This is a genomic window from Litchfieldia salsa (assembly GCF_900104555.1).
Lineage (GTDB): Bacteria > Bacillota > Bacilli > Bacillales > Bacillaceae_L > Litchfieldia > Litchfieldia salsa.
The window spans coordinates 505,408-519,248 of record NZ_FNJU01000001.1; the positions used below are offsets into that span (position 1 = coordinate 505,408).

Here is a 13,841-nt window from a genome sequence, read left to right on the forward strand (position 1 = left end):
ACACAAACAAGAAGCCTTCACACAAGGCTTCTTGTTTAGGTTTATGCTGTTTTCTAGCTACCAAATCTTTTATCTAGAGAATTAGACCCTTTTACCTTCTCAACAATATACTGAACCCCATACAAAAGATATGCCTTGTAGTGTATGTAAAAGAAAAATTGTAAATAGTTTAACCTATGTAATCGGAGAATCTTTATTTTTTCTAGAAACGGGATAAAGAGAAATGCAAAGATTGCATCAAAGATTCCGTTCACCAAAACAAATTTTTTGAAGTTTCCATATGTATATTTAAGTATCCACATTGAAGCAGGTACATAGGGACCGATATCAAATGGAAGCTCGTCCCTTAAGAAGTTTTTTGGCTTATCGTAAAACTTCCAATACTTTTTTTTCCGCCCCTGTACATGACTCAATATCTCATAAATGCCAATTATGATACTTGATAAGGAATAACGCTTAAGGCTTTTCTTCCCTATAAACAGCACGGTTAACCAAGGAATGAACACTAATAACAAGTTAAAAATTTTATGTTTCGTTGATGTCATACTTATACACCTCAACTATAATCTATATTTTTCTTAGTATGTCCAATAAAAAAAGAATTACTTATTCATTTCATCTACCCTTCTTAGATTTCACCTCAAGTTCAAAGGGACAGCTGCCTGAATGATGCATGAGAACCGTCCCCTTCTGTCACAGATATTCCCCCTAAGTCGTCTTGAGTGATATAAGACCAAAAGGAGGCTATTTTTATGGAAAAGAAATGGGATGTTGTTATTATCGGTGGTGGGCTAGCTGGACTCATAGCAGCCAATTATTTATCAAGAAGTGGCTTATCGATCTTAATACTCGAAAAAGGAAAAAAAGTTGGAGGAAGAGCTAAAACGGACCGAATCCATCAACAATATTTCAATTTAGGTCCACATGCGCTATATAAAAAAGGAAAAGCTATATCCATTCTCAAGGAATTAAATGTTCAGTTGCATGGAAAATCACCTCATTTAGCAGGTGATTTAATCAAGGATAACCTGAATTATTCTGCACCTTTTACTGCTTCAGGTATTTTAACAACCAATTTATTAAATTGGAAAGAAAAAATGGAATGGGTTGGAGTACTAGTGAGATTGATGACGATTAATACAGAAAAATTAGCACATCTATCTCTCGAGCAATGGGTTCAGCATACTACCAGCTCAAAAAACGTTCAGTCTTTACTCCATTCATTAGGCAGGCTTTCAACCTATTGCCATGCACCTGAACAAGCAAGCGCGAAAGTGATCGTATCACACATGAAGGCTTCCTTGAGCGGTGTACTTTATTTAGATAACGGGTGGCAGACCTTCATAGATCGACTCCATAATCATGCTGTAATCTCTGGTGTACAGGTGCAAACACACAAAAGTGTCAACCACATTGACCCTATCGAACATAATCAGTTTAAGTTAGTTCTGTCTAATGATGAGCAAATAGAGTGTAAGTATGTGTTAAGTACAACGGGTCCTCACGAACTCAATCACATGTTAGGAGAAAAATCTCCCTTCTGCCAGATTGACTCTTTTACTAAATTGACGTCAGTTAAGGGTGCCACACTTGATGTTGCTTTAACAAGGCTTCCAAACCCCAAGAAATTGTTCGCCATGGGAATAACAGAGCCAATTTATTTTTCCGTTCATTCAAATTATGCAAGACTTTCTGATGATGGGAAAAGTTTTGTTATGCATGTATTTAAATACCACCATCCAGATGCTAACATAGATATAAATAGAGTTAAAAATGAACTTGAAGACTTTTTAGAAATAATACAACCTGGATGGAAAAGCTACAAAATTACAAGTCGTTATCTTCCTCAAATCATCGTCAACCAACGCTTACCTCAAATAGGAGAAGAACAAATGCTAAAGTGTATTAAAAAAGTGATTCCTGGATTATATATAGCAGGGGATTGGGCTTGTACAGATTCAATTTTGTCAGAAGGAGCAGTTAGTAGTGGGAAACAGGCGGCTAAGGACATTTTAGAAAAGGAAAGAGGTTATTCTCTTGCAGATTAGTAATGAGGATTATGAGCAATTTAAACCATTGTTATTTTCAATCGCTTATCGGATGTTAGGTTCAATCGTTGAAGCGGAGGATGTTGTACAGGAAACCTTTTTAAAAGCATATCAAGTCAATGAGCAGCAAGTAGTTAATAAGAAAGCTTACCTCTGCAAAATGGTAACGAACCGTTGTCTTGATGAATTAAAGTCAGTCCGGCTTAAAAGGGAACAATATATCGGACCATGGAATCCCGAGCCCTTATTGTTTGGTAAAATCGATCGCACAGACCCATCTGAAATGTTGCTGCAAAAAGAAGGAATAAGCATTGCCTTTTTACGTATGATGGAACATCTGGCACCAGATGAACGGGCTGTCCTTCTTTTACGCGAAGTCTTTGAATTCTCTTATGAAGAGATTGCAAATTTTATAGAAAAGAAAGAGGACAATTGCCGGAAGATTCTCAGCCGTGCTAAGCAGAAGATCTTACGTATAGAGAATGAAAGTTTAGCCTATGAGGAGAATAAGTCACTTATTAATCGCTTTATCCATGCATTTCAATCACAAAATACCGAAACCATATTAAAACTTATAACTGAAGATGTCACTCTATTCTCTGATGGCGGAGGAAAAATCAACGCTGCTATCCGACCAATTCTATCTAGAGCACATGTTTTGTCCTATCTATATGGTGTAATCAAGAAAGCACCAGAAGGCGTTTATTTTGATATAGAAAATGTCAATTATCAACCAGCCATCGTGTTTTATTTGGATGGCAAGGTTCATTCCATCCTGAGCTTTTATATTTGTCATAATCAAATTAACGAAATGTATTTAACCTTGAATCCTGACAAATTACCACTTCTCTAAAGGACATTATAGAATTCTATAAACTATATTCATACTTCCCTCTTTAGCAAATATGGTGGGCTCAATGAGAGGATCAATCTCTATAAAGATAGGGCGAACTAATTGCCCTATCTACCTTACTTGAGGTTTATGTGAATTATTAAGAAAGGAATATCACAAAATTACATTACTTGAAACCAACTAAGAAAATAAACGTAGATATACTAACAATAGATATTGAAAGGATCGTGAATAATTGAAGGTTTGCCCCCATACATAATATCCTTAAAGAAAAAGAAGGCTTTCCAGTTTAAAATACATTAACAAATGATTGTTCGTTCAGTAAGGATATGTTTTAATAGCTTTGAAGCATTCATGGTGACAGATTGTACAGCATCAAGAGTGCCTAAAATGTGCACTTAATTAGAATACATAATTTCATAGGGGTGTTTTGGATGGGAAATAACATAGTTAGAATACTGGCATTCGTGTCAGGTTTAGCCTTGTGTCTGTTTAGTATACTTATTTTTATTGGGATTACGATTGATTTAAGCAGCGAAAGCTTATGGGTCAATATCCTATTATATGTTTTTGTATCCATCCTTCCAGGCATAGGAGGCTTTTTCCTATGCAAGTGGGCAATACAAGCAGACAAAGGCAAACGTACTAAATACGAAGAATTAGAGAATACCGTTTTTAAAGTAGCAGAAAACAGAGGCGGTCGCTTAACTCCCATTGAACTAGCAATGGACACAGACCTAACTTTAGAAGAATCAAAAGCATTGCTTGAAAAATGGGCGCTCAAAGGATATGTAACCATTAAAGTGAGTGAAAGTGGTGCATTAGTTTATGAATTTACAGGAATGACAACAGACCAAGAAAAACAAGCCGCAAAAGGGGTTTCAGAATTATAAAAATCCACAGAAGCAGCACGGGTTGGGCTAACTCTTAGTTCGTGTAATTTCGTAGATATAATGGTAATTTTAGTAGATATATTTTAAATTTCGTAGATATAAATCAATTTTCGTAGATATATTTTAAATTTCGTAGATAAATAGAAAAAGTGGACCAATCTTCTTCTAAAGGACCTACTTTTCCCACCGAAAATTCGGTATGCGTCTTTTTTCTTATTCGTATTTCATATCTAAATCACGATAGTATTCAAAAATAAAAAACACTCATAAACATTGGTATACCAACATTTATGAGTGTTTCATCATGATCATATTTTAATTCAAGGCTGTTTTCTCAAAGTTTGTTGTTCTAGACATGAAACAAACGGTAGTTTAAGCAGGATGAATACACGTAGACTCCTGTGGGACCAGTGGCCAAAGTGAGACCCCACAGGAGCTTCAGACACGAGGAGGCTCACTGGTCACCCACCGGACGCGGAGTGTATTCAGCCTGCGGCTTTTACATTAATCTCTCAACATTTATGAGTGTTTGATCCTTATAGTGATATGTCAGAAAACTTCCACAATCTTATTTCCCTTCATAAATAGCTTCCTTCGTCAAATGCCCATCTTTCACAACCGTTTCTTCAATATTATCTTTCGTTACAGCTACTGGTTCCAAAAGAATTGAAGGTACATCTAAATTACCGTTATTTATAGCAATGTCTGTTGAAGGTGATGTTCCCTTACCAACTTCCATTGCTAGAGTAGCAGCACTCTTTGCAATTAATGGAATTGGCTTATATACAGTCATTGTTTGTGTACCAGTCACAATACGCTGAAGTGCGCCTAATTCCGCATCTTGGCCTGTTACAGGAATGGTTCCAGCTAAGTTACCAACAGCTTCAAGTGCACCCTCAGCTAATCCATCATAACCTGTTACAATTCCATCAAACTTCACTCCACCGCTCTTTAGGTACTGTGTGATTTGTTCCTTTGCAACGTCTCCAGACCAGCCATCTGTTTGTTGATCATACACAACCTTTAATGATCCATTATCAATTAACGGCTGTAAGACAGAAAATGACCCTTCTTTGACGAGCTTCGCGTTATTGTCTGAGTTATCGCCTCCTACATAGGCAATGTTCCCTTGTTTAACTTCGTTCACCACATATTGCGCTTGAAGTTCCCCTACTTTTACATTATCAAATGAAACATAGTAATCTACATTCGCATTTAAAATCAACTTATCGTAAGAGATTACTTTTACATTTGCCGCATGTGCTAACTCCACGATTTTTCCTGCTGCAATTGAATCTGATGGTACGACAACTAATACATCGACACCTTCTTTGATTAATAGCTCAGCTTGTCTAATTTGTACTTCTGCGTCACCATTTGCAGCCAACGTTTTTACATTTCCACCAAGCTCTTGCACTGTTTTCTCAAAATGCTCTTTATCTTTATACCATCTCTCTTGCTGCAGTGTATCTAAGGCAAAACCGACATAGATTTTGTCAGGATCACTTGTTAGCTTTTGTTTTGAACTTTGTTGTTCTATCTCAGCTTCTTTATTGCTACAAGCCGCCACCAGTAATGATAGCGCGAGCAAACAAATCATCACGATCTTTTTCTTCATCTTATAGCCTCCTCTTTAAACGTCAAAACGAGATATTAATGTGTTCATTCTTTCAACAGATTGCTGTAATTGTGTTAGACCTTCAGAAACCTGCTCCATCGAATTTCTTTGCTCAATCGCAGATGCCGAGATTTCCTCTGAACCAGCTGCTGATTCCTCTGAAATGGCTGCAATATGCTCTACAGACATATTAATACTATTACTAGATTCACCTAGATAAATAAGGGTATTGGATATATCATCCACCCGTTTAGACATAATCGATACCTTTTCCTTAATGTCATAGAAATACTGACCAGATGTTTCAATTTGTTGCTTACCTTTGTTTACTTCTGAATATCCTATACTCAATTCTTCTGACATAGAGGATATTTCTTTATTAATCGTATCCACCAGTACAGTAATACTTTTAGATGATGCGCCAACCTCTTCTGCCAATTTACGAACTTCATCTGCAACAACTGCAAAGCTTTTACCAGCTTCACCAGCTCGTGCTGCCTCAATCGAAGCATTAAGTGCTAGCAAATTGGTTTGGCTAGCAATCGTTTGTATGATTTTTACGAATTCTGAGATCGCATCAGTTTGCTTTTCTACATCATTAATTTTAGCAACAGATTTCTTTACTGTATTTGTGATGATGTCCATTTGCTCAAGTGATTGTTTCATCTGTTGATCTCCATCAATGGACACTGTTAGTACTTCTTGAGAAAAAGTCACAAGCTTTTCTCCATGGTTATTTGCATCCATAATTTTATGATGGAACTCTCTTGTTTTCTCTGAAATATTACCCGCTTCGTCTGCTTGATTTGTTGCACCATTTGCCAACTCTTCAACCGTAATAGCGACTTGCTCACTTCCCTTTCTCACATCATCTGAGGTATGCAAGAAACTACTTACTTGTTCATTTACATTCGCTGCTAGTTCAGAGATTTCTAGAATCATTTCTTTCAAGCTTATTTTCATATGATTAATGGATACTGATAGTTTCCCGATATCGTTACTTTGATTGTCAACCAAGTCTTCAACAGATAGATTTCCATTTGCGATTGCATCACTTGCCTGGATGACTTGATTCAAGCTTTTCCTGATCGAACGACTTATGAAAAAGATCAACGCGATCGAAATAAATAATGAAACAGCTACAGAAATAAGTAAAGTTGCATTCGTTTCATCAATATTATGTTGAGCCGTTTCTATAAAAGTACGATTGGTGCTCACTGCTTCCTGTTTCAATTGGTTCGCCAATGTCATTGTATCCTCTTTCATTGTATTAGCATCGGCTTGTAGCTCCAAAAACAACTCAGTATTAATTTCTTGCACATTTGGCACAATCATACTGAAAAAATATTGATCTAACATATGATTGTTTTCGATTATTTGGTTGAATATTTCAATTTGTTCTTCCGTATTCAATCTTTGACGGATAGAGTTAGCGCTTTCAACAAAAGCTTCACTTGAGCTAATGTAGTGAAGCAAACGCTCTCTATCTTCTGCAATAATATACTCAGGGATATGGAGATACTTTTCCTGATAAATCGATAGTAATTCTGAGACCTCAATTACAATTTCGTTTTGTGTCTTTGTTTTTTCAATAGATTCATTCGTGTTTGCCAACAACCAATAGGTGATAGAAACGGATAAAATGAATAGGAGCATGACCATTGCAAATACAAAACTATATTTGATCCCAATGGATTTCCTACTCCAGTAATTAGTAATGTTTCTCAAATTCTTATCCTCCTAAGCTATATTATTCTCTCTTTCTATTTATCGACATAAAACGACTATTTTCAACAAGGCGTGAACAAATTGATCGATCTTTTTGAAAAAACTCGGCTATTCCTTTGCGAAAACGAAGTTGATTACTAACATTAAATGGTATAGATACCTATACGAAATGATATGATTAATACTGAAAGAACTAGGACGGGGTGATAAGGTTGGCTCTTGTTATAAAAGATATAACGATTTATGCAGAAGATGAAACACTACAGAGTGGGTTTATTAAGATACAGGAAGGAAAAATACAGGAGATCGGATCGATGAAAGATTACTCTTTAGTGAATGTTGATCATGAAATATCTCTTTCAGAGGATTATAAGATGGTCCCTGGCTTTATCGACTTACACATTCATGGGGTGAATGGATCAGACACGATGGATGGTACAAACTCCTCTTTACTAAATATGGCTGCAACACTTCCGAAAGAAGGAACAACGAGCTTTATAGCCACAACAATGACACAGGAAATATCTCTCTTGGAAAAAGTACTAAAGAATACAGGAGAATTTATTCATAGTCATCAACAAAAGGGACATGCGGAAATACTTGGCATTCATTTAGAAGGCCCTTTTATTCATTCAAAAATGGCAGGAGCACAACCTATCCATCACATAATTCCACCAGATGTAAACCTTCTGACGAGCTGGTTAGATTTATCAAAAAACACAATTCGATTGGTTACTTCAGCTCCTGAGCTACCAGGAGGATTAGAGTTAGTGAAGCTTTTAGCAAGAAGAGGTATTGTTTCCTCTATTGGTCACTCAATTGCCAATTATAATGAAGTTTTAGAGTCAATCCAAGCTGGAGCTACACATATTACTCATTTATTTAATCAAATGCGAGGATTACATCATCGTGAACCTGGGGTTGTTGGGTCGGCATTTTTACAAAAGGACTTAATGGTCGAGCTCATTGTTGATGGGATTCATGTGTCACCTGAAATGGTGAAACTTAGTTACCAACAAATAACAGCTGATCGACTCATTTTAATAACTGACTCAATTCGAGCAAAAGGACTAAGTAATGGAGAATATGATTTAGGTGGACAAAAGGTTTTTGTGAACAACGGAAGAGCTCTGTTAAATGAGCATACCCTTGCTGGAAGTGTATTATCAATGTCAGATGCTTTTAAAAACATCATTGAGTACACTGGTTGTTCAATCGAAGAAGCCGTTCAAATGAGTTCTACTAACCCTGCAAAACAAGTCGGTGTTCTTGATCGAAAAGGAACGATAAAAGAAGGAAAAGATGCTGATCTTGTTCTACTGAATCAAAGCAATGATGTGATGATGACTTTTTGTAAGGGACATCTAGTCTATGAAGCAAAGCAGTAGTTTACGTTGGTTGGTATGTGGTGTTTAGTCATTTCGTCGATATATTGGAAAATTCGTAGATATATTCTTATTTTCGTAGATATATTTTAAATTTCGTAGATAAAAATAGATTTTCGTAGATATATTCGATATTTCGTAGATAAACACAAAATATATCAAAAAAAGCATGATTCCGGTACAATACCGATCTCACGCTTTCTTAAAAGTGCCCATTACTCCTTACAATTGCTTTAAAGTTCACAGGCTGGATCCCTTATTTTCATGCTACTACTAGTAATTCTAGTAGCCAACTCAATCCTATTAAACACTAAAATGACTAAACTGAATTTCCCGATGACAAATTCTTTGGACAAGCTTAGCCTCATGACTGACAACGACGATCCCCATGTTTCTTTTTTCCGCAATACTAAGAACAGCATGCCAAATTTGAGCTTGGGTAATCGAGTCTAGCATTGTAGTCATTTCGTCGGCGATCAGAAAGCGCGTGTTTGGTCCCAATGCTCGTGCAACACAGAACCGCTGTAGCTCTCCGCCTGATAATTCATTCGGCCAGCGATCTAGCCAATCTTTCCTAATACCAAATAAATCTAGTAACTCTTGATCAGGCTCCCATGCTTCATTAAGGGTTTTTCGCATCTTCCATCGAGGGTTAACTGCTTTTTCTGGATGCTGAAGAATTAATTGAATAGGTTGATAGCCGCTTTTTTGTAACGGTTTTTCACCAAACGTAATCATTCCCTCTGTAGGCTCTTCATAACCAGCTACTATCCGGCAGAAAGTTGTTTTCCCACAACCGCTTGGTCCAGTAATCCCAATAATTTCACCTGGCTGTATCGTTAAGTTGACCCCTTGAAACAGCCATGGACTATTTTCATAACGAAATCCAATGCCTTTTGCATCAATTTGCATGGATACACCTCACCATTCCATCCCTTACATCTCTCATTTGTGGCTTCTCTTCATTACATTCAGGAGTGGCCAATGGACAACGAGGAGCAAATAAACAGCCAGTAGGTAATTCACTTGGATGGGGCATTGTTCCAGCTATTGGGATGAAGTCATTTTGAGGTAATGCTCTCCACAAGGCCTTTGTATATGGATGCCTTAGCTCCTCGCCCTTGTTTGTGAAATTTTCTACCGGAGCAATTTCAACAGTCGTTCCTGCATAAAAAACAGCAATGTGATCGGCAATTCGAAGGGCTGAATCTATATCATGCGTAATAAACATGACCGCACTGCCAATGTCTGCAAACTCGCGGATATTTTGTAAGGCTTCTTTCATTACAACAGGATCAAGTCCTGGGGTCGGCTCGTCTGCAATAATCACATTGGCTCCGCTAACCATAGCGGTTGATAGCAAGACCCTTCGCGCCATTCCACCAGAAAGCTGAAATGGATACATCGATTCAGTTTCTTGCTTTAATTGATAGCGTTCAAATACTTTTCGCTGAACTCCAACTGCATCCTCACTAATTTTCACTGAAGTACGAACTTGCTTTCCAACCTGCATAAGTGGGTCCAGGTAATTAACCGATTGAGGAACAAGGGCGATTTCCTTCCCTCTTAAAGCCTTTTGCCGGGCTGGGGTTAGAATCTCACCTTGATATTTAATCGTGCCACTGGTCCTAGCATTGCCCGGAAGGATACCTAGAATGGCATGGGCCAGTAGACTTTTCCCTGACCCACTTGCACCAACAATTGCAAGGATTTTACCTGCCTCTAGTGTGAGATCTAAGCTTGAAATGACTTGATTATGAATCTGCTTCAGTCCGGCTTTATACTGCTTAAACGAAACCGAAAAATTCTCTACCTCAAGGATCGCCATTTTATTCCTCCTCATCTATTACTCGTGGGCTCTAAATGGATCCATTCGCATTCTAAAATTTTCACCAATATGATCAAATGACCTTACTACCAAAAGCAAACAAAACCCTGGGAAAAAGGCAAGCCACCACATTCCTGATGATAAGTATTTCATTGATTCTGCCAAAATAATTCCAATCGCTGGTTCGTGAGGAGACATCCCTAACCCTATAAATGTAATGGCTGCTTCATGTAAAATCACATGAGGAAACATGAGCATAAAACCAATTAAAAGCTGTGGGAAAACATGTGGAAGAATATGATGGATCGCAATCCACCAATGTGATTTCCCCATTTTCTGAGACGCCTGCACAAATTCTGCAGAACGAACCTGCATCACCTCTGCTCGAATAACCCTTGCTAAGCTTGGCCAATGTGTTAACGCAAGTCCAATCACAATTCCTTTAAAACCGCCTCCTAATGTAAACGCAATAAGAATCAGTGAGACAAGGTGTGGCACGCTTAGAAAAAGGTCAATGAGCCAGGTGACAATAACATCAGCCACTTTTCCCATTGCTGCTGCAACTCCTAAGACTAATGCAATTGTTGTACTACCAATCGCTCCAATCACACCAATCCATATACTTAACGAGAGGCCCATAACCGTTCGAGCAAACATATCTCTTCCTAACCAATCTGTTCCAAACAAATGATTGAAGGACGGCAGAGCATTTCGATTTTGAAGATTAGTAGATAATTTTCCTTCATCTACTAGAAAGCTACCTATAATCACTGCGACTAAAAAAAGAAAGGCAAGTCCACTCGATATCAAAGCCCATTGCCTTTTATTAAGAGGGAATCGGTTGCTAATTGTATGAATCATTTCAGTCGCCCCTCCCTCATCCTCGGATCTAAAATTCGATAGATAATATCAGCCAATAAATTACCTACGAAAACAAATAGTGTACTAAAAATAACTAAACCTAATAAAAGCGGAACATCTCCTTTTAATCCAGCTTCTACCGTAGCCTGTCCTAGCCCAGGATAAGAAAAGACCTGCTCAGCCAGTACAACTCCACCGAACAATTCACTAAAGGCAGCGAATTGTAGGGTGATCGCTGGTAGAGCCACATTTCTTAATCCATGTCTCCAAAATAGGATAAAGCCATGCTCACCTCTCGCTCTTGCAAATAAAACATAATCAGATGCTAGAACATCAAGCAGCTTCTGTCTTGTATGTAACGCAATGTTCGCTACACCAACGATACTCAGTGTGAGTGCTGGGAGGATTAGATGTTTAATTCGATCCGCAAGTGTCACATCTTCTGCTAGAACCCCTGCTGGAACTCCCATGCCAATTGGAAACCATCCTAGCCAAACCGCAAAGACAATAAGGAGAAGAAGCCCCATCCAAAAAGTTGGAGTTGAGGCTAGTGTGAAGCAGTACCATTTAATCAAACGGTCAATCCATGTACCCTTTTTCAAGGCAGCAATAACACCCATTATAAATCCAATCAATCCTGATAAAATCCATGCAGATATCATGAGTGCGAGGGAATTAATAAATCGCTCGCTAATGATATCTGCTACAGGAAGACGATAAATCATCGAAGTACCTAGGTCGCCTTGTACTATAGCTGAACCCCAATTAAAAAATTGCACCATTAACGGCTGATCAAGGCCCCAATATTTAGCGATCAATTCTCGCTGTTCAGGACCTACCTTTAATAAATCAGCACCGATATAGGCTTGAATCGGATCAATGGGTGAGTTTTTTATTAATAGAAAGGAGATGAAACAAATGGCGACTAACAACGTCACCATTCTAATTCCTTTTAATAGTAGAAATTTCAGGAACCCTTTACCCATTGCTACTCATTCCATTTCCATTCTGTGATGTTATCAGTTGCTGGCCAGCCATGTCCATGAACATGGATTCGCTGCTCCCCGATATCTAAGCCATCCTTCACTAAATACAAGTGATTAATATTCACTAACCATGCCCAAGGGGCGTCATCCTTTGCACTTAAGCCCGTTGTTCCGTCCCATTGAGCACTCTTCCAATATTCATTCGCTTCATTTTCATCTGTAGCATGAAGAGCCTTTTTAAAATTGTCATCGACTGTCTTATTTTCATAATAGCCTGTGTTGTAGTACCCTACTCCACCAAATTCACTACCATAAATATTGTACATTTCGTGTGGGTCATGACTTCCCCAACCCATCAGAACCGCATTTGAATGCATATTCTTTTCAATCTCATCCCAGCTTCCACCCTCTAGCTTAATATGAATACCTAGAGGTTTCATCATATCTGCAACAGCAATGGATAAAGATTGTCTTACCGTATCATCTGCCACATAATAGAGAGTAAATTCAGCTTTTAAAGATCCTTTTTCAAGAATTCCATCTCCATCTTGATCCTTCCAGCCTGCTTTTTCTAAAAGCTTCTGTGCCCCGTCCATATCAGCATCTTCTATAACTGTATCCGGATTCCACCATGGAAGTCCATCAACTGACGTATAGGCGGGCGTTCCTTGACCTTCTAGTAATCCATCAACAAGTGCTTGTCTGTCCACCGATATGTTAATGGCCTGCCGAATCGCAGGATCAGCTGTTACATCATTTCCAATCGGATCTCCATCTTCAGTAAATTCTCCAGCTTTCACAAAAGGAAAAACAATACCGCGGTTATCAACCGTCTTTACCGATTCTAATCTCATACCTGGAACTGACTGCGTGCTAAATGCAGCTGGTATTGAAACAGCATCAACTCCACCTGCTTGAGCAGCAGCAAATGACGCATCCTCACTTAAAAATAAAAATGTGATCTTATTAAAATAAGGCTTATCATCATAGTATTCAGGATTAGCCTCTACAATAAGCTGTTGCCCCTTGTCCCACTGTACTAATTGAAATGGTCCTGAGCCTACAGGTTTTTCTGCATAGTTAGCACCATATGCATGTTTTGGCACAATCCCTGTCCCAATTAACGTATTCACAAACGTAGATTGCGGCTCTTTTAATGTGAAAGCTACTGTGTAATCACCCTTTGCCTCCACTTTATCCAATACACTCAGATCCACAACTGAACCTGCTTCTGAAGCTGTCTCAAAGGTAAAAACGACATCGTTAGCAGTTAAAGCTTGTCCGTCTGAGAATTTCACATCATCACGTAAATAAACTGTCCAGACCATACCATCCTCGCTCACTTCATAATCAGTCGCTAAATCATTCACAATTTTTAAGTCGTTATCTCTCTTTAACAATGTACTCTGAAAAAGGGGTGAACCATAACGTCCCCAGCCTGTCGTTGGATCAAACCCTGTTTCTGGCTCAGACCCAATCGCTAACACAAGCTCATCTTTTTGCTTTTCAGTTTCTATCGTTCTATCACTACTAGACTCATTTTGCTTCGATTGGCTACAACCCGCTATCACGAACAAAACAAGAACTGCCACAATAAATCCAAAACATCTTCTCCCCAAAAAAATTCACCTCATATTTTTT

At 38.3% G+C, this 13,841-nt stretch carries 12 protein-coding genes; 4 read left to right on the forward strand and 8 right to left on the reverse strand.

The genetic code is table 11. The features are described 5' to 3' along the window. Nucleotides 1-53 precede the first annotated feature (53 nt). Nucleotides 54-545: a hypothetical protein gene (locus BLQ56_RS02270; protein ID WP_090849489.1), complete on the reverse strand. Its 492-nt coding sequence runs from the start codon at nucleotides 543-545 to the stop codon at nucleotides 54-56. A 207-nt stretch (nucleotides 546-752) separates the two neighbouring features. Between BLQ56_RS02270 and BLQ56_RS02275 the strand changes: the two genes are divergently transcribed. The 3 genes from BLQ56_RS02275 (at nucleotide 753) to BLQ56_RS02285 (ending at nucleotide 3,794) form a co-directional block, all read left to right on the forward strand. Then, nucleotides 753-2,048: a phytoene desaturase family protein gene (locus BLQ56_RS02275; RefSeq protein WP_090849490.1), complete on the forward strand. Its 1,296-nt coding sequence runs from the start codon at nucleotides 753-755 to the stop codon at nucleotides 2,046-2,048. After that, nucleotides 2,038-2,901, forward strand: a complete 864-nt coding sequence (locus BLQ56_RS02280; RefSeq protein ID WP_090849492.1) for an RNA polymerase sigma-70 factor — start codon at nucleotides 2,038-2,040, stop codon at nucleotides 2,899-2,901. The genes BLQ56_RS02275 and BLQ56_RS02280 overlap by 11 nt, the downstream gene beginning before the upstream one ends. Before the next feature lie 434 nt (nucleotides 2,902-3,335). Then, nucleotides 3,336-3,794 (forward strand): hypothetical protein, encoded by a 459-nt coding sequence (locus tag BLQ56_RS02285; protein WP_090849493.1) that lies wholly within the window; start codon nucleotides 3,336-3,338, stop codon nucleotides 3,792-3,794. Between the two features lie 568 nt (nucleotides 3,795-4,362). On the opposite strand, the gene BLQ56_RS02290 is transcribed toward BLQ56_RS02285, so the two are convergent. Next, nucleotides 4,363-5,412 carry a sugar ABC transporter substrate-binding protein gene (locus BLQ56_RS02290; RefSeq protein WP_090849495.1) on the reverse strand — a complete coding sequence of 350 codons (1,050 nt, stop codon included), beginning with the start codon at nucleotides 5,410-5,412 and terminating at the stop codon, nucleotides 4,363-4,365. A 15-nt stretch (nucleotides 5,413-5,427) separates the two neighbouring features. Beyond that, complete coding sequence (locus tag BLQ56_RS02295) at nucleotides 5,428-7,140, reverse strand: methyl-accepting chemotaxis protein (RefSeq protein WP_238457140.1); 1,713 nt, start codon at nucleotides 7,138-7,140, stop codon at nucleotides 5,428-5,430. Between the two features lie 203 nt (nucleotides 7,141-7,343). Here BLQ56_RS02295 and nagA point away from each other — a divergent pair, with 203 nt between their 5' ends. Beyond that, nucleotides 7,344-8,528 (forward strand): N-acetylglucosamine-6-phosphate deacetylase, encoded by a 1,185-nt coding sequence (gene nagA, locus BLQ56_RS02300; protein WP_338011834.1) that lies wholly within the window; start codon nucleotides 7,344-7,346, stop codon nucleotides 8,526-8,528. 300 nt (nucleotides 8,529-8,828) lie between these two features. Here the strand turns inward: nagA and BLQ56_RS02305 are convergent, their stop codons facing one another. The 5 genes from BLQ56_RS02305 to BLQ56_RS02325 are packed head-to-tail and all read right to left on the reverse strand — an operon-like array spanning nucleotide 8,829 to nucleotide 13,819. Next, nucleotides 8,829-9,437: an ABC transporter ATP-binding protein gene (locus BLQ56_RS02305; RefSeq protein ID WP_090849497.1), complete on the reverse strand. Its 609-nt coding sequence runs from the start codon at nucleotides 9,435-9,437 to the stop codon at nucleotides 8,829-8,831. Continuing rightward, nucleotides 9,427-10,353 carry an ABC transporter ATP-binding protein gene (locus tag BLQ56_RS02310; RefSeq protein WP_090849499.1) on the reverse strand — a complete coding sequence of 309 codons (927 nt, stop codon included), beginning with the start codon at nucleotides 10,351-10,353 and terminating at the stop codon, nucleotides 9,427-9,429. The genes BLQ56_RS02305 and BLQ56_RS02310 overlap by 11 nt, the downstream gene beginning before the upstream one ends. Nucleotides 10,354-10,371: 18 nt before the next feature. Continuing rightward, nucleotides 10,372-11,214, reverse strand: coding sequence for an ABC transporter permease (locus BLQ56_RS02315; protein WP_090849501.1), 843 nt, complete (start codon nucleotides 11,212-11,214; stop codon nucleotides 10,372-10,374). Next, nucleotides 11,211-12,200, reverse strand: a complete 990-nt coding sequence (locus BLQ56_RS02320) for an ABC transporter permease (RefSeq protein ID WP_204381056.1) — start codon at nucleotides 12,198-12,200, stop codon at nucleotides 11,211-11,213. Before BLQ56_RS02320 ends, BLQ56_RS02315 begins: the two co-directional genes overlap by 4 nt. Nucleotides 12,201-12,202: 2 nt before the next feature. Then, the gene (locus BLQ56_RS02325) at nucleotides 12,203-13,819 is read right to left on the reverse strand and encodes an ABC transporter substrate-binding protein (RefSeq protein WP_238457141.1); all 1,617 of its coding nucleotides are present in this window, start codon (nucleotides 13,817-13,819) and stop codon (nucleotides 12,203-12,205) included. Nucleotides 13,820-13,841: the final 22 nt, after the last annotated feature.

Bases quoted from the DNA above. Each gene is read 5' to 3' on its own strand.
- BLQ56_RS02275 (WP_090849490.1), top strand. From the start codon at position 753: ATGGAAAAGAAATGGGATGTTGTTATTATCGGTGGTGGGCTAGCTGGA.
- BLQ56_RS02320 (WP_204381056.1), bottom strand. From the start codon at position 12,200: ATGGGTAAAGGGTTCCTGAAATTTCTACTATTAAAAGGAATTAGAATG.
- BLQ56_RS02290 (WP_090849495.1), bottom strand. From the start codon at position 5,412: ATGAAGAAAAAGATCGTGATGATTTGTTTGCTCGCGCTATCATTACTG.
- BLQ56_RS02270 (WP_090849489.1), bottom strand. From the start codon at position 545: ATGACATCAACGAAACATAAAATTTTTAACTTGTTATTAGTGTTCATT.
- BLQ56_RS02305 (WP_090849497.1), bottom strand. From the start codon at position 9,437: ATGCAAATTGATGCAAAAGGCATTGGATTTCGTTATGAAAATAGTCCA.
- BLQ56_RS02285 (WP_090849493.1), top strand. From the start codon at position 3,336: ATGGGAAATAACATAGTTAGAATACTGGCATTCGTGTCAGGTTTAGCC.
- BLQ56_RS02315 (WP_090849501.1), bottom strand. From the start codon at position 11,214: ATGATTCATACAATTAGCAACCGATTCCCTCTTAATAAAAGGCAATGG.
- BLQ56_RS02310 (WP_090849499.1), bottom strand. From the start codon at position 10,353: ATGGCGATCCTTGAGGTAGAGAATTTTTCGGTTTCGTTTAAGCAGTAT.